Origin of the sequence: Flavobacterium sp. DG1-102-2, from assembly GCF_033042555.1 — a bacterium.
Classification (GTDB): domain Bacteria; phylum Bacteroidota; class Bacteroidia; order Flavobacteriales; family Flavobacteriaceae; genus Flavobacterium.
On the sequence record NZ_JAWLIK010000011.1, the window covers coordinates 38,796 to 64,785 of the forward strand.

Here is a 25,990-nt window from a genome sequence, read left to right on the forward strand (position 1 = left end):
ATTGCCCTTCTTAAAAGGAGTCAGGAAGGTATATAACCTTTGAGATAACCCTTCCGTCTGCCTTTTAGTTTTTTAGCGAAGCTATGTCTATTACAAACCTGTACTTAACATCACTTTTGTTCATCCTGTCGTAAGCGGTATTGATATAATCCATATCGATAACTTCTACATCAGATGTTATGTTGTGTTCTGCACAGTAATCAAGCATTTCCTGTGTTTCTTTAATCCCTCCTATAAGGCTTCCCATAATGGCTCTTCGTTTGAAGATCAATGTAAATGCCTGTAATGGTTCTCCCGCCGGTGGTGCACCTACAATAACCATAGTACCGTTTTTCCTCAATAAGTTAAGGAAAGTATTGTAGTCATGTTTAGCCGATACCGTGTTTATTATAAAATCGAAGCTATTAGCAAGGGAAGCCATCTGGTCTGCATCTGTAATAAGTGCAAAGTTATGTGCTCCAAGATCTTTAGCGTCTTTTTCCTTAGATGGTGATGTACTTAGCATAGTAACTTCTGCACCAAAAGAAGCGGCAAATTTAACAGCCATGTGGCCTAATCCGCCAAGTCCAAGTACCGCCACTTTATGTCCTTTACCTACTTTCAGGTAGCGTAACGGCGAGTATGTAGTAATACCCGCGCATAATAACGGAGCAACTCCTTTAAGGTCAAGTTTTTCAGATACATGAAGTACGTAATCCTGGTCTACTGTGATGGTAGTAGAATAGCCTCCGTAAGTAGGTGTTGTAGTACCACGCTCATAGCTGTTGTAAGTACCTGTCATTCCTTCTTCGCAGAATTGCTCTTCGCCTTCAAGGCAGCTTGAGCATTTACGGCATGAGTCTACAAAACACCCAACACCTGCAAGTTCTCCTTCTTTGAACTTAGTAACATTTTCTCCTTTTTTTACAATTCTTCCCACAATTTCGTGCCCCGGAACAAGCGGGTATATAGCAGGTCCCCAGTCACCTTTAGCAGTGTGGATATCAGAGTGGCAAACGCCGCTGTATAATATCTCTATCTGCACCTGGTTAGGTCCTACTTCTTTACGTTCAAATTCAAACGGTTTTAATGGCGTCTCAGCATCATAGGCTGCAAAAGCTTTTACTGGAATCATTTCTAGTTGTTTTTGGTTATTTATTTAGTTTTTAATCAGGTGCTTTAATTTTTCCGCCAGCTCGCGGCGGTAAGTAATCCCTATAGGGATTGGGTTGCGTTTTATAACTACGTGGTCTTTCATCACTTCATCTACCTTATCCAGAGCCACGATATACGATTTATGCGCCCTCATAAAGTGTGATGACGGAAGCATCTTTTCGAGATCGTTTGTAGTTATGGTAGCAAGATAATTTTTCTTAACCGTAAATATCTTTACGTAGTTGCCATAACTCTGGGCATATAATATGCTGTTTACTTCTATGGGAATCGTATCGCTGTCTACCTTAACGTATATGGTGTCGGTTACCTCCTCGACTATAGCTTCAGTCTGTAAGTGTGTTGCCTCAAGTTCGAGAAAACGGTCTATTGCCTTAACAAACCGCGGATGATATATCGGCTTAAGCAAATAGTCCAGTACGCCATACTCATAGCTTTCTAACGCGAACTCGCTATAAGCTGTAGTAAGTATGGTACGCGGCGGGTTATCCAGTTTCTGGAGCATCTCTATGCCTGATATTTCGGGCATGTCGATATCAAGGAACATAAGGTCTACTTTATTATCCTTAAGATAATCCATAGCTTCCAGTCCGTTATATCCCTGAAAAACAAGTTCAAGCGACGGACTCTGCTCAATATACTTTGCAAGCACATAGTGAGCAGCAGGTTCATCATCTATGATGATACATTTTTTAACGCGCTGGCTCATATCGTTTTAACTGCAATTGTAAATTTACGCTATAAATATCAGTTTCCTCAATGTCAAGCGAATAATTGCTTCCGTATTGAAGCTTTAAACGCTCTGTAGTGTTCTTGATGCCTATTTTTGTAGATACGATCTCGGTTTTCTTTTCCGGCAGCGAATTGCGTACAATCATTTCGAGTTTGCCATCGGTTACCGTTACATCTACGTCAACAAAACATTTCTCTATGGTACAGGTACCGTGCTTAAAAGCATTTTCGATAAAGCATATCAGCAGCATTGGCGGTATCTTGTAGGCATTGGCATTGTCAATCTCGCTGTTAAAGCTGATGTTGCAGCGATAGCCTACGCGCTCTTTTTCAAGCTCTATGTAACTGCTTATAAAGCTCAGTTCATCTTCAAGCGCTACACACTGCCTTTCGTTGCTTTCCAGCTGATAACGCATCAGCTGAGAAACGTGCATGATAAGCTCTGGCGTACGTTCAGGATACTGAAGACTTATACCATATAGTGTGTTGAATGTATTAAAAAGGAAATGCGGGTTAAGCTGCTCCCTTAGCGAATTAAGCTGTGCCTGGTTGTACAGTAGTTTTTCCTGGTCAAGGTTTTTCCTGTCGCGGTAAAACTTGAGTATAAGCAGTACCGATAGAATGCAAATAAGCGTTGCCACCAGCGTTGCCGCCTGAAATACATAACTTTTTTGCTCAGACGATTTATAAAGAAAACAATTCTTGTAGATCCATAAAGTAGTAACCTCATACATTATTACAGAGAATACGGCTACCAGGAGTGTGCTTAGCATGATGTACAACAGTACTTTATGCTTTTTAAAAAGTATGGGCAGCAGGAAAAATCGGTTAAGCTGCGCGTGGCCATACAGCATAAGAAAATAGGCACAGCCCGACCATATGCCGCGCCATGACTTGATAAGTATCCAGTCGTTAAGGGTAAAAAGTATAAAAGAGAATGCCAGTATAAAAAACTCCTGCCACCATTTATTCTCAATTACGCTTTTAAAAAATTTATTCATTCAATCAATTTCATTTATTACTGCAAAGTAAGCACATATAACAGTAACTGTAATAAAATGTATGACGAATTCAATTCATCATTAAAAACCTACATTGCATGAATTGAGTAGTAAATTTGTATTCGATTTTTAAAATCATCTTACTCCATAAACTCACTCATTACAAATGCACTTAAAAAAAGTAACGCTGCTCTTATTGTTTAGTACACTGGGCGGTTTTAGCCAAACGCACCTCTCGCTTAAAGAAGCGGTAGAAACAGGTGCCGCCAATTATGGTGTGGTTAAAGCCAAAAACAGCTATGCTAAAGCAGCACAGGAAACTGTAAAACAGGCAAGGCGCGATTATCTGCCTAACCTGAACCTTTCTGCACAGCAGGATTACGGTACCGTAAACGGACAAAATGGCCCGCTGTACGGTTTTGGCGGCCTTGGGGTTGCCTCATCTGGGCTTCCGCTGGCAGAACAAAACTGGAATGCAGCCTTTGGCGCGCTGTACCTGGTTAACATGAACTGGGATTTCTTTACCTTCGGGAGGATGCAGCAGCGTATAAACATTGCTAAAGCCGATGCAGAACGACAACAAAAAGATTTTGAACAGGAACAATTCCAGCAAAAAGTAAAAATTGCCGGGGCTTACTTAAACCTGTTGGCAAGCCAGAGGCTGCAAATCTCGCAATTAAAAAACCTTAACCGATCGCAGGTAGTGCTTAACAATGCAGCCGTAAGGGTTAAGAACGGATTACTGCCAGGTGTGGACTCCACATTGGCATCGGCAGAAGTATCTCGCGCAAAAATTGCCCTTAACCAGATAAAAGAACAGGTTAAAGTTCAAAACAACAGGCTTGTAGAGCTTATGGGTGTTGAACCTAAAGATTATGTCGTCGACACCACGTTTGTGGCATCGGTGCCTAAAGCAATGGTTGCCGGAGAGCTTCAGGCCGACAGCATTAACAATCCTATACGCCAGTTCTACAAAAGCCGTATTGAGCTGAGCAAAAGCCAGCTTAGCCTTTATAAAAAAGAGTACTACCCTACTTTTAGCCTTTTTGGTGTTTACCAAACAAGAGGATCTGGGTTTAACAGCGACTATGCTACCAACCAGAATTCGTTTACCAAAAGTTATGCTGACGGTGTAGACCCTACGAGAAAAAACTATCTTTTAGGTGTAGGTATGACCTGGAACCTTACCACCATAGCGCGTTCATCTAAAAAAGTTAGCGCCCAAAAACTAATAGGGCAGGGATTAGAAGAGGAATATAAGGCTGTAGACCTTCAGCTTAAGTCACAGGAAGATGCCGCTAACGCCCGCCTTGGTTTTGCCATGGAAAATTACTCCGAAGCGCCGAGACAGGTACGTGCAGCGCAACAGGCTTACCTGCAGCGCACAACACTTTATAACAACGGGCTTACCACACTTGTAGATGTAACGCAGGCACTCTATACACTTAACCGTGCAGAAACCGACCGCGATATTATTTATACCAATGTATGGCAGGCACTGCTTATGAAGGCCGCTGCTACAGGCGACTTTAACCTTTTTATCAACGAATTTTAATACCTGTTAAATAATGAATTTAATACGTTTTGCACTCCGCAAGCCTATTTCGATATTGGTATTGGTAGCAGGTTTGTTCTTTTTCGGTATAGGTGCCGTAAAAGACATCAAGGTAGATATCCTGCCTAAAATGAACCTGCCGGTAATATACCTGGCACACCCTTTTGGAGGTTACACTCCTGATCAGATGGAATCTTACTTCGCCAAAAACTACATTAACATCATGTTGTTTGCCAACGGCGTAAAATCTATAGAAACAAAAAACATACAGGGGCTTACCCTGATGAAGGTTACCTATTATGAAGACACGAACATGGCTCAGGCCGCTGCCGAGCTGAGTGCACTTTCTAACAGGATACAGGCAGCATTCCCTCCGGGTTCACAACCGCCGTTCATTATCCGTTTTGATGCTTCTTCACTCCCGGTAGGACAGCTTGTATTAAGCAGTAAGACCCGTAACAATAATGAGCTTCAGGATTTGGCAAACGTTTATGTGCGTGCCTCCTTCACCTCTATTCCCGGACTGCTTTCGCCTCCGCCTTTTGGAGGAAGCCCGAGAACTATCGAAGTAAATGTAGATCCTGCACAGTTGCGTGCGCACAACCTTACGCCAGATCAGATCGTTGAGGCAATAAGGATAAACAACCAGACTGCACCATCGGGTAATGTTAGGATAGGCGATAAAAACTACCTTACCCCTACAAACAATACCGTTAAGGAAATTAAAGAATTTGAGAACATCCCTATCTTCAAGGGCGGTGTTCAGAACCTTTCTTTAAGAGATGTAGCCACTGTAAAAGATGGTGCCGACATTACTAACGGTTATGCACTTATCAACGGAAAACGTTCGGTATACGTAAGTATTGCCAAGGCAGGAGACGCATCTACTTGGGACGTTGTAAAAAATCTGAAAGCAAGCCTGCCAAAGATACAGAGCACACTTCCTGACGACGTTAAGATCTCTTATGAATTTGACCAGTCAGTTTATGTAATCAACTCGGTAAAAAGCCTTATTACAGAGGGTATAATTGGAGCGGTGTTAACCGGACTTATGGTTATACTTTTCTTAGGTGACAAAAGGGCTGCATTAATTGTAATCCTTACTATCCCTATCTCAATCATATCGGGCGTGCTGTTCCTTAAATTATTTGGGCAGACCATTAACTTAATGTCCCTGAGCGGACTGGCGCTTGCTATTGGTATCCTTGTAGATGAGAGTACTGTAACCATAGAAAATATTCACCAGCACCTTGATATGGGTAAACCCAAGGCGCTCGCCATTTGGGAAGCCTGTAAAGAGATCGCGTTGCCTAAGCTATTGATCTTATTATGTATCCTTGCCGTATTTGCACCTGCATTTACAATGGGCGGTATACCGGGGGCGTTATTCCTTCCGTTAGCACTGGCAATCGGTTTCTCAATGGTTATATCGTTCCTGCTTTCGCAGACGTTCGTACCGGTAATGGCTAACTGGCTGATGAAAAGTCATGCTTCTCACGATCATGCACATGCTACCCACGACAGGAAAGAATTCTCTGAAAGAGAAGATGCCGACGATGATGGTAAACTAAGCCGTTTTGAAAAATTCAGGGTTAAATTCATTAAAATGATAGACAGCCTTATGCCGAAGCGAAAGTTTGTTGGTTTACTATACCTGTTCGGAATTACTGCACTTGCTTTTGTGATGCTAAATGTTATTGGGCAGGATGTATTCCCTAAAGTAAACTCAAGCCAGTTCCAGGTAAGGATGCGCCTTGCCGATGGTACACGTTTAGAACGTACCGAAGAAAAGGCCCATGCTGTTCTTAGCGAGATAGAAAATATGGTAGGCAAGGAACACATAGGCATATCATCGGTTTATGTGGGTACACACCCGTCGCTGTTCTCGGTATCGCCTATCTATATGTTTATGGCAGGACCTCACGAAGCGGTGTTCCAGATAGCGCTTAAGGATTACCATAACGAAGACATGGACGAGTTTAAAGATAACCTTAGGGCAAGGGTAAAAAAAAGTGTTCCAGGCGTAAATATTTCGTTTGAGCCTATAGAACTTACCGACAAAGTATTAAGCCAGGGGTCTCCAACACCGGTTGAGATAAGGATTGCCGGTAAAAATAAAAAGCTGAACGAAGAATATGGCAACAAGATCATAGCGCAGCTTAAAAAGAAAGATTATTTTAGGGATGTGCAAATTGCACAGTCTATCCACTACCCAGCACTTAGCATAAATATAGACCGTACAAGGGCTGCACAGTTAGGCGTAGATATGAACGATATATCGCGTTCACTTGTTGCTGCAACATCGTCATCACGTTATACAGATAAAAACACCTGGATAGATGAAAAAGCAGGATTATCCTATAACGTTCAGGTTCAGGTACCGCTGGATAAGATGATGACTAGAAATGACATTGCTGAAATTCCGTTGCTAAAGAATTCTACAAGGCCGGTATTAGGTGATGTGGCTACTATAACACTTTCTGAAACACACGGCGAGAATGATAACCTTGGCGCCATGCCGTACATATCGGTTACAGCTAATATAGACCATACTGATCTTGGCTCGGCAACTAAAGATGTACAACATATTATTGCAGGACTGGGTGAACTGCCAAGAGGACTGTTTATAGAGCCTATAGGATTGAGCAAAGTACTTGTTGAAACCATGAAAAGCCTTGAAGTAGGATTATTGGTAGCCATTGTGGTTATTTTCCTTATGCTTTCGGCTAACTTCCAGTCGTTCAAGGTATCGCTTGTAGTACTGACTACCGTACCAGCGGTTGTACTTGGTGCGCTCCTTATGCTGCTGGCAACAGGCTCTACACTAAACCTTCAGTCATATATGGGTATCATCATGTCGGTAGGGGTTTCTATTGCTAATGCCGTGCTGCTCGTCACCAACGCAGAACAGCTGCGAAAGGTAAATGGCAATGCACTGGAGTCGGCCAGGGAAGCAGCATCACTGCGCCTTCGCCCTATCATCATGACATCTGTAGCGATGATTGCCGGTATGTTACCAATGGCTATAGGCCACGGCGAAGCAGGCGAACAGACCTCTCCGTTAGGAAGAGCGGTTATAGGCGGACTGCTGTTCTCAACATTTGCCGTACTTATTATCCTGCCGCTTATCTTTGCGTGGGCACAGGGCAAAGCCACTACACAATCGGTATCACTTGACCCGGAAGACGAAGAAAGTAAATTTTATGTACCTACTATAGAACACCAATAAAATGAAAAAGACATTAATCACATCAGCACTACTCCTGTCGGCACTTGTATTCAACAGCTGTGGCGAAGAAAAGAAAGAAGAGGCTCCTGTAGACGATACCCCGGCTATTGAAACATTTGACCTTACTAAAGAAAAACTTTCATCGCAGGTAAGCCTTCCGGCAGAATTATCAGGTTTCCGCCAGGTAGACCTTTATGCCAAAGTTTCGAGCTATGTAAAAGAGCTTAAGGTAGATATAGGCTCTAAAGTAACCGAAGGCCAAATCCTTATACAGCTTGAGGCACCAGAGATCAGTTCACAGCTAGCTGCGGCGCAGTCTAGGCTGCATTCTGTTGAGGCAGTATATACCGGCAGCAATGCCAACTATAACCGCATACTTGAAACAAGTAAGGTAGAAGGTACAATTTCTAAAAACGACCTTGATCAGGCATTGGCGCGCAAAAGCTCTGACTATGCACAGCTTCAGGCTGCAAGGGCAACAGTTCGTGAAATACAGGTAAACCAGGGTTATTTACAAATACGTGCGCCGTTTACAGGTATTGTAACTGCACGTAACATAAACACAGGTGCATATGTAGGCCCGCAGGGAAAAGGGTCTGACCTGCCATTGCTAACAGTTCAGGATCAGAAAAAACTGAGGCTTGCGGTATCTGTCCCTGAAATGTACACAGGCTATCTTAAAGATGGCGACGAAATGAGCTTTACGGTACGCTCAATGCTTAACGAAACGTTCAAGGCAAAAATTCAGCGTATGTCAGGGGCATTAGATTTAAGGCTACGCTCTGAGCGAGTAGAGATGGATGTTATCAATACAGATAACAAACTGCTTCCCGGAATGGTTGCCGAAGTATTGCTGCCGTTAAATTCTAAAGACAGTACGTTTGTAGTGTCAAAATCGGCTATTGTAAATACAGCAGAAGGTATATTTGTTATTCGCGTAAAAGATAACAAAACAGAGCGTGTAGCCATTAAAAAAGGCCGAGATGCCGAAGATAAGACAGAGATATTTGGTGATCTTTCCCCTAACGAAAAACTGGTTAAGAATGCCAGCGAAGAATTAAGGGACGGAACCCCTGTAAAAAACTAAAGAAGATTTTATTCTTAGTAATTTTGTTTGGTTAGAGCTCCCGGGAAACCTTATGGTCCCGGGAGTTCTTTTTTTATTTAAATACTATTTAGAAGCCGGCTTTTTCAAGAACTGCAATACGCCCACTTTCTTCGTCCATAAGGTTAAACTGGATCCAGACTTCCTTATCTTTTGTCCTGATAATATAGGTTTTAATATCGTCCAGCAAATTTACATCTATAGACTTTCCGTAACCGTTTTTAATAAGTTCTTCGTCTCCTACCCTTTTCCATTCTTCATTAGATACAGGAACGTTATTTACCTGAACACCGCCCAAAGCTTTAATATCCTTATCAAGGCTGTTAAGTACAGCCAGCCTGCTGAATCTTTTATTATCAGCATCCCTGTTCTTTTCTATCGTAACCTTATAGGTTTTCCCTTCAACAGGAATTAGTTTACCGTTTACTGCAAAGTATTCTTTATCAGTATCCTTAATGTCTTTTTCATTAGGCTTGCCGCTCCAGGATGAACAATATCCAAAACAATAATCTTTTGGCAGCTTCACAAACGGGAAATCACCTAAATCTGCTTCAGATACAGGAATTGCTGTTATATCAAATGTACCACCTGCAACGACGGGAATCGCCGGTTTAGCTTCCGTAGTAACAGGATCTGCCGGTTCAGAGCGCTGTTCCAGCCTCGTTTCTTTAGAGTTACAGGCAGTAAGCATAATACTTAAAGCTGCAAATGCAATAATCTTATTTTTCATATTTGTATATTGGTTGAATTTGGATTAAAACTATGTAAAATGTTGGCACAAGACATTTACAACAGTAATACTTAACAAATTTTTATAATCTTTTACCTTCACAAAAAAGGATAACGCTTCCGTTATCCTTTTCAACTTAACTAACTTTATTATTTATCTATATAAATTTATATCCTAATCCAAACGTCCATATTTGTTTGTCCTTATTGTCGTAGCCATAATAGGGCGTTATGAACATCCAATTATTATATTCAATGATTGGTGACACAGCTAAACGCGGTACGGCTTTATCATCTGCAATAATCAGTGATGGAAAAGCCCCAACCCCTACCTTAAACTTTTTAGTGAACTTATATTTAAGGCTTGGCCCTCCAACGTTTATGCCGAATGTACTACTGCCGTAAGACATGGCAAGCATCCCGTCAAAACCTGCCTCAACATTCTTAACCTTTTTAGGTGCAGCGTCTGGTTGTTGTGTAGTTTCCTGTGCAAAAGAACTCACTACGCTGAGCACTATGGCTGCCAGCGTAATCTTAAAAGTATCCATATAAACGTACTATTTTTTTATGATAAGCAGCGATGGCGTATTGTTAAGCCATATACTGCGTGATTCTATAAGTTTTTTCCAGCTGTCTACACTTATTATCATAAGGTCCTGCTCCTGAAGAAATTCTTTCTCGATAGTACGCTGGCTAAGCAGTTTTATATGGTTTGGCACATTATGCTCAATGCTCCTGATCGTTTCTTTTATCTCGGCGTTATTCTTAACAGAACCGTCAGCATCTAAAATAGTAACCTGAGAACCCACGCTGCTGATAAGCTTTTGCGCATATTCTATAAGGAAACTGTCTGCCGGGTCAAAGATGGTAACAAACACCCTGTCGGCATTTGTAAATTCTTTGTCTACCAATATACCTACAGGCGCCTCACTTTTAGAAAGGATATGCTGTGTACGCTCGTCAAACGGGGAGTTTTCAAATAGTTTCTCTTTACCGGTAAGCGTATTTACCAGGCTTTCAGGATTAATTATCCTTGTCGTAAATCCAAGTATTTTTCCCAGAAGTGTCCCTTCAAAAATGCTTTGTCCTATGGCTACCAGTACAAGGTCAAATTCGCCCTTATTGGCAACAGTAGCAATGTCGCTGTCAATATCGGTAGATGCTTTAAATAATGTGGTTACCTTTTGCCCAAGTTCATCGGCTTCAGCCAAAACAGGCTTAAAACTCTCTTTTTCGTATTCTTCAAGGTTAAAGGTATGTATCTCGCTGCTTGGTAAAATATGCATTGCCGTTACCATAGCATTGCTCTTCATCTTTTTAACGAAAGCGTTAGCCAGCTTTAGCAGCGATTTTCCGTTATCAGGACTGTCAAAAGACACCAATATCTTGAATTTGCTTTCCTGCCTTATCTCTGCCGGAATGTAGTTTTTCTTTCGGTTGTATATATACCCGATAAGGTCAAGTGCTGGCCCAGTCATGAATGTGGTGGCTAATGCCATGATAACCATCATAGAGAAGATCTCAGCAGAAAGTACTCCCAGATCAAAACCTATATTCAGTACAATAAGCTCCATCAGTCCGCGGGTATTCATAAGAGCCCCAATGGTAAAGCTGTCCCTCCAGTTTTGGCCTACAAAGCGTGCCGTAATTGTACTTCCTGCAAATTTACCTATTACAGCCACGGCTATAATAAGGCCGCATATCTGCCATGACTGCGCATCATTTAAAAGACCTATTTGCGTACGGAGGCCTGTAAAAACGAAGAACAGCGGTAATAGCATAACTTGCGATACGTCTTCTACCTTTTCGATAAAGATATTCCTGAAACGCATACTTTCCGGCATGATAGCACCAGCCATAAACGCTCCGAACAGGGCGTGGATGCCAATGATCTCTGTTGTATAAGAAGATATTAATAATGTAAGAAAAAATATTGCAATTACAGGTTTAGAGATTGTGTCTTTGTTGCTGTAAAGTTCGCCGATGCGTTTAAGGAATGGTTTTACTACCCAAAGCATAAGGAATACATAGGCAATTGAAAGGCCTATAACATACAGTGAACTTACAAAAGAACCTGCCTTAACAATTGCGATAACGGCAGCAAGTATACACCATGCGGTGATGTCATCAGCGGCTGCACAGGTAATTACCAAAGCGCCAATACGTGTACGGTGCAATCCGCGTTCCTGAACGATACGTGCCAATACCGGGAATGCCGTGATGCTCATTGCAATACCCATAAACAGTCCGAACGAAGCAAAAGCAACACCTTGGGGCGCCAAATCTTGGTATACAAAGTACGCTAATATTATTCCGAGTGTAAATGGTATTATGATACTTGCGTGGCTTATAACTACTGCATCTTTTGCCTTATTTTTAAGCACGGTAAGGTCGAGTTCCATACCTACTACATACATAAACAATATAAGCCCTATCTGGCTAAGAAACTGAAGGTTGCCTAACGAAGCCGCCGGGAAAAGCAGCGCAGAATATTCCGGGAAATAAGTACCTACTAATGATGGGCCTAATACAATACCCGCAATCATTTCGCCAATTACTGTTGGCTGGCCGATTTTACGGCATATCCACCCAAAGAAACGGGCAACAAATATGATCGTAATGATCTGAACCAGTAAAAGCGCTAAAGGATGCGTAAGGTTGTGGAAAAGCGAATCAAGAAAATCCTGCCACTGACCTTTACCGGATGCTTTTTCTACTATATTTTGTCCTGCCTCAAGGGTTTTTCCATTTTGAAGTGCCCAATAGATTATTGCCGAAAAAAAGACGATAACACCTATATAAAAGGCACTTGTTTTAAATTGTTTAATCATGTGTTTACCTGGCCTGTAGTTAATTTGGCGCAAAACTACAAGAAATTACCATGTAATCACCACATGAACAGTTACGTTACAGGGGTTTTGTAATAAAAGGGATTAATTATGTAATGAAAACGAGTAGTGAGAAGATGATGTATATAATACAAAAGATTTCACTCACTTCGTAATTACGAATTAGTGATTTTTTAGTTCTTTACCCTCTTCATAAAGTCGTTCCTGTATATTTCGCTTAGCGGAAAAGTATACGGTTTGCCATCGGTATAAATAAGGTCAGCCGTAATCTCATCATGGCTGTAAAACTGTACGTGCTTAAGAGCAATTATAGCTTTTTTGTTGATTCGGCTGAATTCATTTTCCGGCAATAGCTCAAGCAGTTTCTCAAATGAGCTGTTCTTAACCGTGATTTTCACGCCATCATTTAAAAACAGAATCTTATCACGGCTGTCTATGTTAGAAGTGACTGCGGCAAATATTTTTGCAGCGCTAATGAGTGCCTTGCCTTTGTCGGTATTCAGCTGTATTTGTTTTACAGGAGCTTCGGCTTTGGCCATGTGTGCGCTCACCTTCTCTATGGCGTGTTTAAGACGTTCCGGCTTTATAGGTTTTACCACATAGTCTATGGCATCCTTATCAAAAGCATCTACGGCAAAATTTTTATATGCAGTCGTAAAAATAATAGCCTTTCCTTTTATGGCATCGGCCACCTGAAGCCCATTTATTCCCGGCATTTCAATATCAGTAATAAGCAGGTCAAAATCCATACCTTCCCATTCCGCAAGCAGTTTTTCAGGGCTGTTATAAGCCTTAACCACTTCCAGCTCATCAATCTGTTCGCAAACCATTTTAAGAAATGTCAGTCCGGGAAGCTCATCATCAAGGAGTAAGCATTTGATTTTTGTATTCAAGCAGGTCTATTTTTAGTTTGGCAATATAAATATCTTCTTCCACATAGCGTTCCAGCTTAAAGCAGGATTTGTAAATAATCTTAAGGCGCTGCTCTAAGGTTGCAGAACCTATGCCGCTATGCTCTTTAAGAAATGTAGATTTTGGCGACATTTTGTTAGATACCATCATTGAGAAATGATTGTCCTTAAACTCTATAACCACTGTAATAAAAGCGTCGGCACTCTGCAGGTCGGCATGCTTAAAGGCATTTTCAATAAGGTCTATGGAGATGAGGGGCGCTACTATTTTTTGATCGTACAGTTCATCCAGCTCGTCTATCTTCTTTTTAACGGTAATAGAGAAAAGCGGACTTATCTTTATCTTGTTGATCTCGATAAGGTTTAGCGCAAACTCTATTTCCTCGCGCGGACTCACAAAACGGTTTTGGCTTTCATAAAGAATGTAATCCAATACATTAGACAGCTTATCCATCGCAAAATAAGTTTGGTAAGCGTGTGATTGTATCGAATTAAGTATGTTCTTAAAAAGATGCGGATTCAACCTCGCTTCCAGCGTTTGCAACTGTAACGTATTGGTTTTGTTCTCCATCTCTACAAAACGCGTTTCCAGCTCCTTTTTAACCTTCTCTGCCTTACGCATCCTTGTTATAACCGACATTAGTATTACGAAGAATACCGCAAGGATTATGATGAGTATTATATTTAAAGGAGTGATCATTTTTAGTGAGATGTGAGAATTTTTGACTTGAGATAACAGACTAAGGCACCTTATTATTGTGACATTATGACTTTCGATTTAACACTCAGCAGGTTATTGCTTAAGCGGTTTACCAGCTTCTGTCCAGGCATCTGTACCTCCATCAAGCTCAACAATATGCTGAAATCCGTTAAGTTTTAGCGACTCTACAGCATCGGCACTTCGGCCTCCAGCTTTGCAATACACATAAACTGTCTTTTTCTTATCAAGCTTATTGATTCGCTCGTTAAAATCCTGATCGTATAAATGTATATTAGCCGCGCCTTCAAGGTGGCCTGCATTATATTCTTTTGGCGTACGAACATCAATCAGCTGGCCTTTATCTTTAGCCATCGCTTCAGAGAATTGTTTTGGAGAAACAAGTTCTGTTCCTCTCTGCTGTGCTTCGCAGGAAATGATGGTCAAAGTAAGTAATAAGAGGCAGATCAGCTTTTTCATTGCATAAAAATTTATGTAAAAATAAGGGTTTTTACGCAACATGATTAAAAACAGGGCAGACAAACATTCAGAAATTTATTTCTTAATCGTAAATGTTTCTTTTACCACACCAAGTTGTGAAGCAGTAAGTTTAGATGTCTTTTTAAGCTTTGCAGTAAACTCAGCCACTTCTTCGGGAGTCGAAGGACAGCCCAGGTTTTCGCCTTTAGCATTATACGAATCAGCAAGCACATTACCTTTTGGGTCAAGTATTACCCAAAACGGAAGCCCGGCTTGCTCACCACCTTTAAATTTTTTAAGTATATCTTCGCCACCCGGATTTTCAAGAGCTTCATTTTTAGGCGATTCCATAACTGTAAGATGTGCTGTAACATAATTATCGCCAAACAATTTAGCACAGGCGTCACCCGTCATATTCTTATCCATTTTTTTGCACCAGCCGCACCATGAAGCATGAAACATTACAAAAACATTCTTTTTTTCTTTAGCAGCCTGCGTAGATGCCTTCTGTAAAATAACAGAAGCCTGCTCCTGAGCATTGGCAGTCACAATAGAAACTAAAAGAAAGAAACCGGCAATTATAGCTTTTGTCTTCATAATTGATGAGATTTATAGTTAGTGAAAGAAGCACAAATTTAAGGAAATTACTTATATAAAATAAAAACGGATAAAAAATATCTATTGCGAACCATAAAATTTTACGGAAAAACCGTAAGCAACATTCGCAAAAAGATGCTAATTTGCAACGAAATTAAAATTTGTCTGCCACCAAAATTTTATGTTATGAAAATGCACAGGGATATACTCATCATTGAAGATGATGAGGACGACAGGGATATGTTACAGGACATATTCAAGGATCTTGGCTATAAAAATAAAATTGTATTTTTTTCTGACAGCACCCAGGCGCTTGATTACATACGTCAGCCGGAGGTTACCCCTTTCATTATAATTTCCGATATCAATATGCCTAAACTCGGCGGCTTTGAACTCCGTAACATAATATTGGAAGAAGAAGTACTTGCCGATAAGGATATTCCTTATATATTTATTTCTAATGCGCAGGATGAGTATTCTATTAAGCAGGCCAACAAGCTATCAATACAGGGCTACATCCAAAAGGGCAACGATTATAACAAATACAAGGAAAAGATAAAGAACCTTGTTGATTACTGGAAAGAAAACATTAACACCTTCTCATCAAAAAAATAGTTTCTTACATCTGAATAAGCTGCCATTAGCCTGATAATCCTGAATAGTTTACGCAGGATTCTTTATATTTGGCTAAACAACTATTTTTATCATGAAACATCTTGCCGTACTCCTGTTTATCATTACAGGTTTTACATCTTTTGCCCAAAAAGCAGACTACACTACCGAAAACAACATTAAATACTATCCTGAAGCCGTTTACAAAAACGATGCTTATGCTGCCGAACGCTGTGTGCTTGACATATATTACCCAAAAAACGTAAAGAACTTTGCTACCATACTGTGGTTTCACGGCGGGGGACTTACAGGCGGAAGCAAAGAAATTCCGCAGGAGCTTAAAGATAAAGGCTATTGCATAATAGGTGTTGGCTACAGGCTAAGCCCGAAAGTAAAGGTTACCAACTGTATTGAAGACAGCTCAGCTGCCATTGCGTGGGTATTTAATAACATTGATAAATATGGTGGAAGTACCGATAAAATATTCATTTCGGGCCACTCTGCAGGAGGTTACTTAGGGCTGATGACTGTGCTCGATAAAAAATACCTTGCCAAATATAACATCGACGCTAATAAGGTTTCCGGGCTTATTCCTTTCAGCGGACAATGTATTACACATTTTACAGCACGCCAGGAAAAAGGCATACGCGAGGCCCAGCCTACAATAGATGACCTTGCCCCGCTTTACCACGTTCGCGGCGATGCTCCCCCCTTATTGCTTATTACTGGTGACAGGGAACTGGAAATGCTGGGCCGATACGACGAAAACGCCTATCTGGCCCGTATGATGAAACTTAACGGTCATAAAGAAACCAAGCTGTTTGAAATTGATGGCTACGGTCATAATATGGCATATCCTGCCTATCCATTATTACTTAACGAAGTAAAAAGGATAATGGAGAAGAAGTAATTTTTTAGTTCGTTGCAGCTTGTAGTTCACGCGCAAACAGCGCAGCTGAGTTCAAATGAACATTAAGGCTTAAATAAAAAATCGATTAGTAAATGAAAAATAACCTTATACTATTATTGTTAGCGATATTTTTTTGCAGCTGCCAAAGGAAGGAAAGCGCTTTTATTGCCAAAGATTTGCAAAATGGCGACCTGATCTTCCAGACGTCGCAATCGGCGCAAAGTCAGGCAATACAGCTCGCTACAAAGTCGAAGTATTCGCATTGTGGCATCATATACAAGGAAAATGGTAAATACTTTGTTTTTGAAGCGATACAGCCTGTACAAAAGACACCTCTTTACGACTGGATTGCACGTGGTAAAGACCATCGTTATGTAGTGAAACGCCTCAAAAATGCTGATGAAGTGCTTACCGAATCCAACCTGGCAAAGATGAAAGCCGTGGCACAAAGTATGGGTGGTAAAGATTATGACCTGTATTTTGAGTGGAGCGACGACAGGATTTATTGCTCTGAACTGATATGGAAAATATACAGAGAAGGTATCGGAATTGAAATAGGAAAACTTCAGGAATTAAAGGATTTTGACCTGACCAATCCTGCTGTAAAAGCCAAACTGAAAGAACGTTACGGCAACAATATACCACAACATGAAAAGGTAATATCGCCTGCAGCGATGTTTGATAGCGATTTATTAATTACTATAGAAAGCAATTAAAATGATACGAATTATTATATTCATCCTTATTGGATTTTTGTTGTTAACGTTTGCATTAATGACTGTTAGTTACGACACCTTTACGTCCATTCTTCCGGGTTGGCATACTACAGTACGAGATACAACAATCGTTAAACTATTATTTTATGCATGGATAGCCTTCATAGCCGCCTTATATTATACCTTGTACAAAAGAAAGATTTCTATATCTAAATCATTATTTACTTTGTTTATATTATGCACATTGCCAATACTAACAATAGCCATTACAATGAGCATTTCACAGTTTAATCAAAACAATATAGGGCAACTTATCAGCCTTACAAAATATTTATCTTTATCAATACCATTGTATTTCATAGGTCAGTTGTTATTTTTTATATCAATTGATTGAAATATTTAAAAAGCAAAAAGCCCAACTCAGATAGTTGGGCTTTTTACTTATAAACTCAAAGCTTCCTGCTTAGCTTTTTCAAAATCAGAGATAATCTCTTTTACTATATCGCCTGCGGGTTTAATGTCGTGGATTAGCCCTGCAATCTGGCCTATTTCAAGTTCACCTTCTTCAAGGTCGCCTTCAAACATACCTTTTTTAGCACGTGCACGGCCCAATAACGTCTTTAGGTCATCTACGGATGGCGTAGTAGCATAAAGTGCTACCACATCATGAAAGAACTTATTTTTAATAAGTCTTACCGGAGCCAGTTCTTTTAACGTTACATGTGTATCACCGTCCTGGGCATCTACTATAGCCTGTTTAAATTTCTCGTGTGAAGACGACTCCACCGAAGCTGCAAAACGGCTGCCTATCTGTACACCATCTGCACCAAGTACCATAGCGGCAAGCATGCCACGCCCCGTAGCAATACCACCTGCAGCTATTAGAGGTATGGTAAGCTGTTCCTTAACCATAGGGATAAGCGTTAAAGTTGTGGTCTCTTCACGACCGTTATGCCCTCCGGCTTCAAAGCCTTCTGCTACTACGGCATCTACTCCTGCTTCCTGCGACTTCAGGGCAAACTTAACGCTGCTTACCACGTGTACTACTGTAATGCCTTTTCCTTTTAAGAAGCCCGTCCATGTCTTAGGATTCCCCGCAGAAGTGAAGACGATCTTCACACCCTCTTCTACGATTATGTTCATAATCTCTCCAATATTCGGGTACAGCATGGGTACGTTTACAGCAAAAGGTTTGTCGGTTGCTTTTTTGCATTTCTGGATATGCTCACGAAGTACCTCAGGGTACATAGACCCTGCGCCTATCATGCCGAGTCCGCCTGCATTACTCACGGCACTTGCCAGTTTGTAGCCGCTCGCCCATATCATACCTGCCTGTATTACAGGGTACTGAATATTAAAAAGTTTAGTTATTCTGTTCATCATTTAATTCTTTGTTGTTTTCGTTTGCTGTTAAAAAATCGAATCCTATATCAATCGTATGCGTGGTACCATCTTTCAGATAGAATTTATAGTTACGTCCATCTGTTTTTACTTTTTCTACGAGTTTGTTGTAGTAATACATCTCATATTTTTCTTCAAAATTTTCATCAACTTCTCTACCCATTTCAAATAAGTAATAAAGATACTTAGCCTGATTACCTCCAGATAAAGGCTTAAATCGTGAAATGAAACACGGGGATGTTTCATTTCAAGATATACTTTTTGTTTAAATCTCTTTAGTTCAATCTGTTGTTCAAAATACTGCAACGGCCTGTAAGCCCAAACAAATTCCTTTGGGGCGGTGCCATCATCCTTAACAGTTTTTAAGATTTTTCCATTTTTAACAAACGTTAGAAATGTACTGGAGCCATGGGGGTATTTTAGAGGGTATTCTGATTTTAGATTAGAATAGTCTGCTTGTCTGAATCTCAATGAAAGCTTGTTGAAAGCTTCATTAGAAATTTTACCTTTATAAAGTCCTTTATTTTTAACATGATAGTATCCATCAAACAGAACGTTACCACCTCTGTCTATAACAATATCATTTCCCGGACAAGGACCAAAACAGCCTCCTGTAGATAAAATTACCGTATCAAAATCTGGAGATTCATCATCCGGATATCGCTTCTTTACAAATGCCGTTTTAAGTGTATCATCAATAAATAGAGAATCTGAAGTTAGTTTTTTAATCTTATATTGATCCCATTTCTTTTTTGAAGGGTTATATATTTTTAATATTTTATGCTCAAGCTTATATTTTGTTGCTGTACCCAGATATGGTACTACCCTATTCCATGTTTTGACAGTATCGTTCATGTAAGCTTCATGATCAAAATAAGCTAATTTAAAATCACACATACCGTTAGATTTAAACTCATAAGCAAGAGTGTCCTCGTCTGTAGGAATATAGATTTCGCCTTTTAAATGTTTCGGCACAACCTGAACCCAATTCCCCAATAGCATTTCCTGCGGCGTTTGAGATTTCTTTTCGCAGGAAACAGATAGCAAAACAACTAAAATAACTAAAAGATTTCGTATCATATTACTGCTTAATTATTTTACCCTTCTGGTCTTTACCAAATCCTTCCAGCCTATAATTGTAAATACCCGCAGCTAATTCGGATATCCAAAAAACAGGACTGCCCAGCATAACCTGCAGTTCTTTTACGCATTGCCCCAGGCTGTTAAAAATTGTAACAGTAACACTCGGTGTATCTTTAGGAAATTTAAGGTGTACAATATCATTTGCCGGATTAGGATATACTATAAATTTTTCATCTGTAAGGTTCATGCCTGTCTGCATAGCTTTGTAAAAATCAGGGATACCATATCCATACTGCGGTGTAGGCGCTGTATAACGATCGGCTGACTCTTTAATGAGTTTACGAAGTTCGGCGTTGGTCTTATCAGGCAGTGCCTGCCATAAACAGGCTACAAGCCCAGCAGTTATGGGGCTGGCAAAAGAGGTACCGCTTCCAGTAGTGATCTCACCATTCACATTAGAATTTGACGACTGGCTCCCCTTTGCCATGACATCGGGTTTTATCCTGTTATCCGCGGTCGGCCCTATAGAACTGAAACCTGCATAGTTTCGGTTTTGATCAACGGCGCCAACGGTAAGTACATCAAAAGCATCGGCAGGAACGCCTATATTTGGCGTTGTTGTGCTACCTGAATTTCCTGCAGAAACTACACAAAAAATACCTTTTGAAACGGCAATATCTGTACCCCTGCTTATAAATGCTCTCTTACCATTAATATCATCATACGAATAACTGTAACGAGAATCATCATACCTAAAATAGCCCAACGAAGTATTTATAACATCTACCCCCAGGCTGTCAGCGGCTTCGGCAGCTTCCACCCAATACGACTCTTCAACAGGATTTTCGCTACCGGTATCTTCTGTAACAAACAAATAATATGACGCATCGGGTGAGGTCCCTGTAAACAGCCCTTCTACATATCCGCCCATAGTAGACAGAACAAGCGTTCCATGAGTCCCCCCTGTGTAAAAATCGTCAGATCGGGTAACATAGTTGTAGCCACCCTTAATTTGTTTATTTGCTCTTAGTCGTTCAAACGGCAGGATAGTATTTACATTAGGAAAGCCGGCATCAAGCACAGCAATTGTAATTCCCTGTCCCGTAAAATGCTGCTGGTGCAGCAAATGCCCGTTAAGCATCTCAATCTGGTTTGCCGAAGCAGTAAAATCAAGCGATCCTTCCGATTCCAATACCTTATTTACAGCCTCATTCCTTTTAGGTTTAGCAGCCTTGCCTGCTGTATTAAGTGACCTGTCAGCAAAGTCAACATGATCTATAAACGCAAAGTTGGTAAGTGCCTGTATATCCTGCTGCGCCCCTCTTATGTGGAGCGCATTAAACCATTTAGATTTAGCCATAACGGTAATGCCTGCTGCATCGGTTATGCCCTGAATATAAGTTTGGGATATTGGCACGTCCCTGTCATCCACAGTAATGCCTTGTTTATTACGCCTGTCGAGTGCTTTCTGGCTGAGCATTTCTGTTGGGTTTGCAAGGTAATATGAGGCATCAGGCTTATCTTTAAAATATACCCATGCGTCTTCCTGGGCAAAGCCAAAAGCTGCCGTTAGCATAAAAAGAACAACCAGGATATTTTTCATTACTCTTCTGTTTTCTGTGCTAATTTAATCAGGTTGCTTATTTATTCCCACAAATAAGGATTTATCTATATCAAATATACAAAACAACTGCATAAATGTTAATTGGGAGTACAACAAAACACTATTTTTGTAAAGCCAAAATACTACACAGATGTTATTTTTACTACTAAGTATATGCTGCAGTGTAACTGTAGGAATAATTTTTAAATTATCCCGAAAATACAACGTTTGTCTGTCGCAGGTGGTGATGTGGAACTACGTAATAGCGCTAACGCTATGCTACCAGTTTTTTTCGCCCGACCTAAGTACAGTAAACAGTACAGCACCGTGGGCAATATACCTGCCATTAATGCTGTTACTGCCTTCTATATTTATGCTGCTGGCAATATCAATAAAACGTATGGGTATCGTAAAAACAGATGCAGCCCAGCGCCTGTCGCTTTTTATACCGATCCTGGCTGCATGGTTTATTTTTAAAGAAGATTTCAACGTCTTAAAACTTTGCGGGCTTGCGGTAGGATTTCCTGCCGTACTAATGATACTATCAAAAAAGGACAGTAATAAAAACAATAGTTGGCTCTATCCCGCGCTGGTGCTTTTAGGATTTGGTATTGTAGACATTTTATTTAAACAGATAGCCCTTAATACGACGCTTCCTTACACTACATCGCTATTTGTGGTTTTTGGGGGTGCGCTGGTAATGATTACACTCTTTGTTTTTTACGAGATGATTTTCAGGAAACAGAAATTCGGACTTATCAACTTAGCATTTGGCATAATGGTGGGCATATTTAACTTTGGCAACATTCTTTTTTACCTTAAAGCGCATAAGGCATTTGCTGAAAATCCATCAACTGTTTTTGCAGCAATGAACATTGGTGTAATCGTATTGGGAAGCCTTGCCGGAATAGTCATCTTTAAAGAAAAGCTTTCGAAGCTAAATTATTTCGGACTCTTTTTGGCATTGGGAGCGGTGATTCTGATCACACTTTCGCAGATTTACAAATAAAAAACCAGTAACGAAACCGTTGTAAATAAACGATTTAAAAAAAATGTAAATTTTTATTTGGAAATTACATTTCTTCTGCCATACCTTTGCTGCAAGTTCTTTAAAAAATTATTCTTATCCAGAAAGACTGAGGGAATTGACCCATTGACGTCTTGGCAACCTGTTACATATCGTGTAATAAGGTGCCACATTCAACCCCTGCTTTGCAGCGGAAAGATAAGCTTAGAAAATGTACATAATACTTCAAAATATTATATGCTCTTCTGACTTATCGGGGGAGCATTTTTTTATTTATGCTCTTTCGATAACTGGTTTTAGGATTTTTTTTAACTGACAGAAAAATTAACAAACTAAAATTAAAACAAGATGAAAGAGCAGACTTCAATTTTACACAGCATTCCGGTAGACCCATTAACAGGTTCAATCTCTACCCCAATTTACCAGACATCAACATTTGTACAAGACGCACCGGGCGTTCATAAAGGTTACGATTATGCAAGAAGCAATAATCCTACACGTAAGGTGCTTGAAGACCTTATCGCAAAACTTGAGAACGGTACTAACGGTTATGCTTTTGCCAGTGGACTTGCAGCTATAGATGCGGTTATTAAACTTCTTGAAGCAGGCGACGAGGTTATTGCAGTAGATGATATTTACGGAGGTGCATTCAGGTTATTTACACACATCTACCAGAAATTTGGCATCAGCATTAAATATGTGGACTCTACAAATGCACAAAACATTGCCGATGCCGTTACCGATAAAACAAAACTTATCTGGATAGAGTCACCTACAAACCCTACGCTTAAAATTTCTGACATAAGGGCTATTGCAGCTACTGCAAAAGCAAACAACATACTGCTTTGTGTAGATAATACCTTTGCATCGCCGGCAGCACAGAAACCTATTGACCTTGGTGCAGATATTGTTGTACACAGCGCTACAAAATACCTTTCAGGACACAGCGACATTATAGCAGGTTTAGTAGTTACTTCTACTCAGGAACTTGGCGACAAGATCAAATTTATCCAAAATGCATCTGGTGCTATCTTAGGCCCATTTGACAGCTGGTTAGCTATCCGTGGTATTGAAACACTTACGCTTCGTATCAAACAGCACGCTGAAAACGCACAAAAAATTGCAGAATTCCTTCTTGAGGAAAAACTGATCAAAAACGTATACTATCCGGGACTTCCATCGCACCACAACCATGAGATTGCAAAAAGCCAGCAGAAATACTTTGGCGGTGTAATTGCTTTTGACCTTGTGATAGATGATAAAGAAATCGCGACAGCAATCGTAAGCAATACAAAACTATTCAAGCTTGCAGAGAGCCTTGGAGGCGTTAAGAGTTTATGCTGCCTTCCATGCGAAATGACACATAAATCTATCCCGGCAGAAAAGAGATACAGCTCTGGAGTGACTGACAGCCTTATACGTCTGTCAGTTGGTTTAGAAGACGCTGATGATCTTATTGAAGACCTTAAACAGGCGATTGCAACAGCTGTTGCGCAAAGTACTAACAAAAATACTGCTGCTACAGTTTAATACTTTTTAAGTAATGTCAAGAAAAACTTTAAATATAGGCCTTTATGGTTTTGGCTGTGTAGGATTTGGGTTGTATGAAGTACTTCAGAAAACTCCGGGTCTTAAAGCCAATATCAAGAATATATGCGTGAAGGATAAGAACAAGCCAAGAGAAATTGGAATCGAAAATTTTACCTTCGATCAAAATGATATATTGAATGACGACGAGATAAATGTTGTTGTTGAACTTATTGACGATGCCGATGCAGCTTTCGAGATTGTATCTGCAGCATTAAAAAAAGGAAAGGCAGTAGTTTCTGCCAACAAAAAAATGATCGCCGAGCATTTTACAGAGTTGCTTGAGTTACAGGAAAAATACAATGTACCGCTTTTGTATGAAGCAGCAGCGTGTGCGAGTATGCCTATCATAAGAAACCTTGAAGAGTATTACGACAACGACCTTTTAGAATCTATAGAAGGCATCGTGAACGGCTCTACCAATTATATTCTTACAAAGACCTTTGCAGAAAATCTGTCGTATGACCAGGCACTGAAACAGGCACAGGATCTTGGCTTTGCCGAGAGCAACCCTATACTTGATACAGGCGGGTTTGACGCCAAATATAAACTGCTTATATTATTAGCACATGCTTTTGGCCACATTGCAAAACCGGCAGAACTTTACAATGTTGGCATAGACAACATTGGTACGCTTGAGCTTAAATATGCTAAGGAAAAAGGACTTAAGATAAAACTTATCGCCCAGGCGTTTAAAACAGAAGACGGAAAACTTTCGGCTTTTGTAATACCAAAGTTCGTTTCACCTGAAGAACGCCTGTATACAGTAGATGATGTATTTAATGGTGTACTTACCAAAACAAGCTTTGCAGATACGCAATTCTTTGTAGGTAAAGGTGCAGGAGCGCACCCTACGGCATCGGCAGTATTGTCTGATATTTCAGCCCTTAGCTATAATTACCGATACGAGTACAAGAAAATTAAACAACAGGAAGACCTTGTACTTTCTGACGATGTGAACCTTAATGTATTGCTGAGGCATAAAAAAGAGGACGCAGAAACATTTAAAGCCAAATTCCTTACTATAGATGAGGCGTATACAAACAATGAGTCAGGCTATATAACAGGAACCATTACATTGCAAAACCTGAAAGAAATACAGGATGGCAATACCGGCGACCGATCGTTTGTACTACAACACATTGTTACCGCAAAAGAAGCAGTACCATCAGAACCTGTTCTTACCGCTTAACATAAACCACTATTTTTCCGGCAAACTGCTATGAAAGACAAACCCCAGAGATGAAATATGCTTTGGGGTTTTGTTTTTTGGCCTCACAACTGATATCTCTCCAAAGAGAGGGGAACTTGGAGCTTGGAATTATTTTTTTGAAATTTGAATAGGTTAATGTTTATACTCCTTTACCCCCGCTTTTATTTCTACTTTAAGATCGTTTTGGGCAGGCGGTATTGGACATGAATAATCATGATTGTATGCGCAGTACGGATTATATGCCGTATTAAAGTCGATGGTCATTGTAGTGCCTTTAGGCTGTTTCAGGTCAACATACCTTCCTCCGCCATAACTTCCGTTACCCGATGTATAATCTGTAAAAGGCAGAAAAAGCGCGTCCTTATACTCTGCCTGTTTTATCAGATCCAGACTCTGAAAAACGTCAAGCCTGCACTCTTTGCCATTAACCTTAAAACTAACCTCGCCGTACTTAATATACATAGGTTTCCTTTCGGTTGTAGTTTTCATCTGGAATGGCTTTTCCTTTGGTGTACGCACAAATTTTGCCTCCACGCAATACGCCATATCTATAGGATAAAAATCAAGCGCCTTAAAGGCTTTGAGGTCTTTCTTAGTAAGTGGTGATTCTTTAGGATTAGCATATTCCTTGTTAAGCTGCTGCTGGTATTTAAGCGAATTTTCCTTGCTGCACTCCTGGGCAGCAAGTGTACATAATGACAGTAGTGCAGCAATTGTATAGATAAATTTCATTAAGATGTGTTTTCACAAAAATACTTATTTAAGCGAAATAAACAGCATACGTTTTTTCAGTACTTATTA

Annotated in this window: 23 protein-coding genes and 1 riboswitch; of the genes, 9 read left to right on the forward strand and 14 right to left on the reverse strand. The window is 40.3% G+C overall.

Going from position 1 to position 25,990, the window contains the following annotated elements; translation table 11 throughout:
• Positions 1-64: 64 nt before the first annotated feature.
• The 3 genes from R1T16_RS14925 to R1T16_RS14935 are packed head-to-tail and all read right to left on the reverse strand — an operon-like array spanning position 65 to position 2,885.
• Positions 65-1,114, reverse strand: a complete 1,050-nt coding sequence (locus tag R1T16_RS14925) for an NAD(P)-dependent alcohol dehydrogenase (protein ID WP_317501924.1) — start codon at positions 1,112-1,114, stop codon at positions 65-67.
• 24 nt (positions 1,115-1,138) lie between these two features.
• Positions 1,139-1,861: a LytTR family DNA-binding domain-containing protein gene (locus tag R1T16_RS14930; RefSeq protein ID WP_317501925.1), complete on the reverse strand. Its 723-nt coding sequence runs from the start codon at positions 1,859-1,861 to the stop codon at positions 1,139-1,141.
• The gene (locus R1T16_RS14935) at positions 1,845-2,885 is read right to left on the reverse strand and encodes a sensor histidine kinase (protein WP_317501926.1); all 1,041 of its coding nucleotides are present in this window, start codon (positions 2,883-2,885) and stop codon (positions 1,845-1,847) included. Before R1T16_RS14935 ends, R1T16_RS14930 begins: the two co-directional genes overlap by 17 nt.
• 166 nt (positions 2,886-3,051) lie before the next feature.
• On the opposite strand from R1T16_RS14935, the gene R1T16_RS14940 reads away from it, so the two are divergent.
• The 3 genes from R1T16_RS14940 to R1T16_RS14950 are packed head-to-tail and all read left to right on the forward strand — an operon-like array spanning position 3,052 to position 8,756.
• Positions 3,052-4,440 carry a TolC family protein gene (locus R1T16_RS14940; RefSeq protein WP_317501927.1) on the forward strand — a complete coding sequence of 463 codons (1,389 nt, stop codon included), beginning with the start codon at positions 3,052-3,054 and terminating at the stop codon, positions 4,438-4,440.
• Between the two features lie 13 nt (positions 4,441-4,453).
• Entirely contained in the window at positions 4,454-7,669 is a 3,216-nt protein-coding gene (locus tag R1T16_RS14945; protein WP_317501928.1) for an efflux RND transporter permease subunit, read from the forward strand.
• Position 7,670: 1 nt separating this feature from the next.
• Positions 7,671-8,756, forward strand: a complete 1,086-nt coding sequence (locus R1T16_RS14950) for an efflux RND transporter periplasmic adaptor subunit (protein ID WP_317501929.1) — start codon at positions 7,671-7,673, stop codon at positions 8,754-8,756.
• A gap of 88 nt (positions 8,757-8,844) precedes the next feature.
• Here the strand turns inward: R1T16_RS14950 and R1T16_RS14955 are convergent, their stop codons facing one another.
• The 7 genes from R1T16_RS14955 to R1T16_RS14985 form a co-directional block, all read right to left on the reverse strand.
• Positions 8,845-9,504 carry a hypothetical protein gene (locus R1T16_RS14955; RefSeq protein WP_317501930.1) on the reverse strand — a complete coding sequence of 220 codons (660 nt, stop codon included), beginning with the start codon at positions 9,502-9,504 and terminating at the stop codon, positions 8,845-8,847.
• A gap of 157 nt (positions 9,505-9,661) precedes the next feature.
• Positions 9,662-10,051, reverse strand: a complete 390-nt coding sequence (locus tag R1T16_RS14960) for a hypothetical protein (RefSeq protein ID WP_317501931.1) — start codon at positions 10,049-10,051, stop codon at positions 9,662-9,664.
• 9 nt (positions 10,052-10,060) lie between these two features.
• Positions 10,061-12,331 carry a cation:proton antiporter gene (locus R1T16_RS14965; protein WP_317501988.1) on the reverse strand — a complete coding sequence of 757 codons (2,271 nt, stop codon included), beginning with the start codon at positions 12,329-12,331 and terminating at the stop codon, positions 10,061-10,063.
• Between the two features lie 194 nt (positions 12,332-12,525).
• The gene (locus R1T16_RS14970) at positions 12,526-13,245 is read right to left on the reverse strand and encodes a response regulator transcription factor (protein WP_317501932.1); all 720 of its coding nucleotides are present in this window, start codon (positions 13,243-13,245) and stop codon (positions 12,526-12,528) included.
• A complete protein-coding gene (locus R1T16_RS14975; RefSeq protein WP_317501933.1) occupies positions 13,214-13,963 on the reverse strand; it encodes a sensor histidine kinase in 750 nt (249 codons plus the stop codon). The genes R1T16_RS14970 and R1T16_RS14975 overlap by 32 nt, the downstream gene beginning before the upstream one ends.
• 93 nt (positions 13,964-14,056) lie before the next feature.
• Positions 14,057-14,440: a rhodanese-like domain-containing protein gene (locus tag R1T16_RS14980; protein ID WP_317501934.1), complete on the reverse strand. Its 384-nt coding sequence runs from the start codon at positions 14,438-14,440 to the stop codon at positions 14,057-14,059.
• Between the two features lie 75 nt (positions 14,441-14,515).
• Positions 14,516-15,037: a thioredoxin family protein gene (locus R1T16_RS14985; RefSeq protein ID WP_317501935.1), complete on the reverse strand. Its 522-nt coding sequence runs from the start codon at positions 15,035-15,037 to the stop codon at positions 14,516-14,518.
• Positions 15,038-15,223: 186 nt separating this feature from the next.
• On the opposite strand from R1T16_RS14985, the gene R1T16_RS14990 reads away from it, so the two are divergent.
• From R1T16_RS14990 to R1T16_RS15000, 3 genes are all read left to right on the forward strand, one after another.
• Positions 15,224-15,652 carry a response regulator gene (locus R1T16_RS14990; RefSeq protein ID WP_317501936.1) on the forward strand — a complete coding sequence of 143 codons (429 nt, stop codon included), beginning with the start codon at positions 15,224-15,226 and terminating at the stop codon, positions 15,650-15,652.
• A 91-nt stretch (positions 15,653-15,743) separates the two neighbouring features.
• Positions 15,744-16,559 carry an alpha/beta hydrolase gene (locus tag R1T16_RS14995; protein ID WP_317501937.1) on the forward strand — a complete coding sequence of 272 codons (816 nt, stop codon included), beginning with the start codon at positions 15,744-15,746 and terminating at the stop codon, positions 16,557-16,559.
• Between the two features lie 92 nt (positions 16,560-16,651).
• A complete protein-coding gene (locus tag R1T16_RS15000) occupies positions 16,652-17,275 on the forward strand; it encodes a YiiX family permuted papain-like enzyme (protein ID WP_317501938.1) in 624 nt (207 codons plus the stop codon).
• A gap of 441 nt (positions 17,276-17,716) precedes the next feature.
• On the opposite strand, the gene R1T16_RS15005 is transcribed toward R1T16_RS15000, so the two are convergent.
• The 3 genes from R1T16_RS15005 to R1T16_RS15015 all read right to left on the reverse strand — a co-directional run bounded on the left by R1T16_RS15005 (position 17,717) and on the right by R1T16_RS15015 (position 21,362).
• Positions 17,717-18,655: an NAD(P)H-dependent flavin oxidoreductase gene (locus R1T16_RS15005; protein ID WP_411162036.1), complete on the reverse strand. Its 939-nt coding sequence runs from the start codon at positions 18,653-18,655 to the stop codon at positions 17,717-17,719.
• A gap of 117 nt (positions 18,656-18,772) precedes the next feature.
• Positions 18,773-19,756 carry a DUF6438 domain-containing protein gene (locus R1T16_RS15010; protein WP_317501940.1) on the reverse strand — a complete coding sequence of 328 codons (984 nt, stop codon included), beginning with the start codon at positions 19,754-19,756 and terminating at the stop codon, positions 18,773-18,775.
• 1 nt (position 19,757) lies between these two features.
• Complete coding sequence (locus tag R1T16_RS15015; RefSeq protein WP_317501941.1) at positions 19,758-21,362, reverse strand: S8 family serine peptidase; 1,605 nt, start codon at positions 21,360-21,362, stop codon at positions 19,758-19,760.
• A 151-nt stretch (positions 21,363-21,513) separates the two neighbouring features.
• Here R1T16_RS15015 and R1T16_RS15020 point away from each other — a divergent pair, with 151 nt between their 5' ends.
• From R1T16_RS15020 to R1T16_RS15030, 3 genes are all read left to right on the forward strand, one after another.
• Positions 21,514-22,371 carry a DMT family transporter gene (locus tag R1T16_RS15020; protein ID WP_317501942.1) on the forward strand — a complete coding sequence of 286 codons (858 nt, stop codon included), beginning with the start codon at positions 21,514-21,516 and terminating at the stop codon, positions 22,369-22,371.
• Between the two features lie 111 nt (positions 22,372-22,482).
• A riboswitch (SAM riboswitch) is annotated at positions 22,483-22,594 on the forward strand.
• A 143-nt stretch (positions 22,595-22,737) separates the two neighbouring features.
• A complete protein-coding gene (locus R1T16_RS15025; RefSeq protein ID WP_317501943.1) occupies positions 22,738-23,919 on the forward strand; it encodes a PLP-dependent aspartate aminotransferase family protein in 1,182 nt (393 codons plus the stop codon).
• A 13-nt stretch (positions 23,920-23,932) separates the two neighbouring features.
• Positions 23,933-25,168 carry a homoserine dehydrogenase gene (locus R1T16_RS15030; RefSeq protein ID WP_317501944.1) on the forward strand — a complete coding sequence of 412 codons (1,236 nt, stop codon included), beginning with the start codon at positions 23,933-23,935 and terminating at the stop codon, positions 25,166-25,168.
• A 153-nt stretch (positions 25,169-25,321) separates the two neighbouring features.
• On the opposite strand, the gene R1T16_RS15035 is transcribed toward R1T16_RS15030, so the two are convergent.
• A complete protein-coding gene (locus R1T16_RS15035; RefSeq protein ID WP_317501945.1) occupies positions 25,322-25,921 on the reverse strand; it encodes a DUF1684 domain-containing protein in 600 nt (199 codons plus the stop codon).
• Positions 25,922-25,990: the final 69 nt, after the last annotated feature.

What these genes read in the sequence shown, in the direction of transcription:
- R1T16_RS14995 (WP_317501937.1), top strand. Translation starts at nt 15,744, where the DNA reads ATGAAACATCTTGCCGTACTCCTGTTTATCATTACAGGTTTTACATCT.
- R1T16_RS14930 (WP_317501925.1), bottom strand. Translation starts at nt 1,861, where the DNA reads ATGAGCCAGCGCGTTAAAAAATGTATCATCATAGATGATGAACCTGCT.
- R1T16_RS15000 (WP_317501938.1), top strand. Translation starts at nt 16,652, where the DNA reads ATGAAAAATAACCTTATACTATTATTGTTAGCGATATTTTTTTGCAGC.
- R1T16_RS15020 (WP_317501942.1), top strand. Translation starts at nt 21,514, where the DNA reads ATGTTATTTTTACTACTAAGTATATGCTGCAGTGTAACTGTAGGAATA.
- R1T16_RS15005 (WP_411162036.1), bottom strand. Translation starts at nt 18,655, where the DNA reads ATGAACAGAATAACTAAACTTTTTAATATTCAGTACCCTGTAATACAG.
- R1T16_RS15015 (WP_317501941.1), bottom strand. Translation starts at nt 21,362, where the DNA reads ATGAAAAATATCCTGGTTGTTCTTTTTATGCTAACGGCAGCTTTTGGC.
- R1T16_RS14955 (WP_317501930.1), bottom strand. Translation starts at nt 9,504, where the DNA reads ATGAAAAATAAGATTATTGCATTTGCAGCTTTAAGTATTATGCTTACT.
- R1T16_RS15025 (WP_317501943.1), top strand. Translation starts at nt 22,738, where the DNA reads ATGAAAGAGCAGACTTCAATTTTACACAGCATTCCGGTAGACCCATTA.
- R1T16_RS14990 (WP_317501936.1), top strand. Translation starts at nt 15,224, where the DNA reads ATGAAAATGCACAGGGATATACTCATCATTGAAGATGATGAGGACGAC.
- R1T16_RS14940 (WP_317501927.1), top strand. Translation starts at nt 3,052, where the DNA reads ATGCACTTAAAAAAAGTAACGCTGCTCTTATTGTTTAGTACACTGGGC.
- R1T16_RS14960 (WP_317501931.1), bottom strand. Translation starts at nt 10,051, where the DNA reads ATGGATACTTTTAAGATTACGCTGGCAGCCATAGTGCTCAGCGTAGTG.
- R1T16_RS14935 (WP_317501926.1), bottom strand. Translation starts at nt 2,885, where the DNA reads ATGAATAAATTTTTTAAAAGCGTAATTGAGAATAAATGGTGGCAGGAG.
- R1T16_RS14945 (WP_317501928.1), top strand. Translation starts at nt 4,454, where the DNA reads ATGAATTTAATACGTTTTGCACTCCGCAAGCCTATTTCGATATTGGTA.
- R1T16_RS15035 (WP_317501945.1), bottom strand. Translation starts at nt 25,921, where the DNA reads ATGAAATTTATCTATACAATTGCTGCACTACTGTCATTATGTACACTT.
- R1T16_RS15010 (WP_317501940.1), bottom strand. Translation starts at nt 19,756, where the DNA reads ATGATACGAAATCTTTTAGTTATTTTAGTTGTTTTGCTATCTGTTTCC.
- R1T16_RS14925 (WP_317501924.1), bottom strand. Translation starts at nt 1,114, where the DNA reads ATGATTCCAGTAAAAGCTTTTGCAGCCTATGATGCTGAGACGCCATTA.
- R1T16_RS15030 (WP_317501944.1), top strand. Translation starts at nt 23,933, where the DNA reads ATGTCAAGAAAAACTTTAAATATAGGCCTTTATGGTTTTGGCTGTGTA.
- R1T16_RS14950 (WP_317501929.1), top strand. Translation starts at nt 7,671, where the DNA reads ATGAAAAAGACATTAATCACATCAGCACTACTCCTGTCGGCACTTGTA.
- R1T16_RS14980 (WP_317501934.1), bottom strand. Translation starts at nt 14,440, where the DNA reads ATGAAAAAGCTGATCTGCCTCTTATTACTTACTTTGACCATCATTTCC.
- R1T16_RS14975 (WP_317501933.1), bottom strand. Translation starts at nt 13,963, where the DNA reads ATGATCACTCCTTTAAATATAATACTCATCATAATCCTTGCGGTATTC.
- R1T16_RS14985 (WP_317501935.1), bottom strand. Translation starts at nt 15,037, where the DNA reads ATGAAGACAAAAGCTATAATTGCCGGTTTCTTTCTTTTAGTTTCTATT.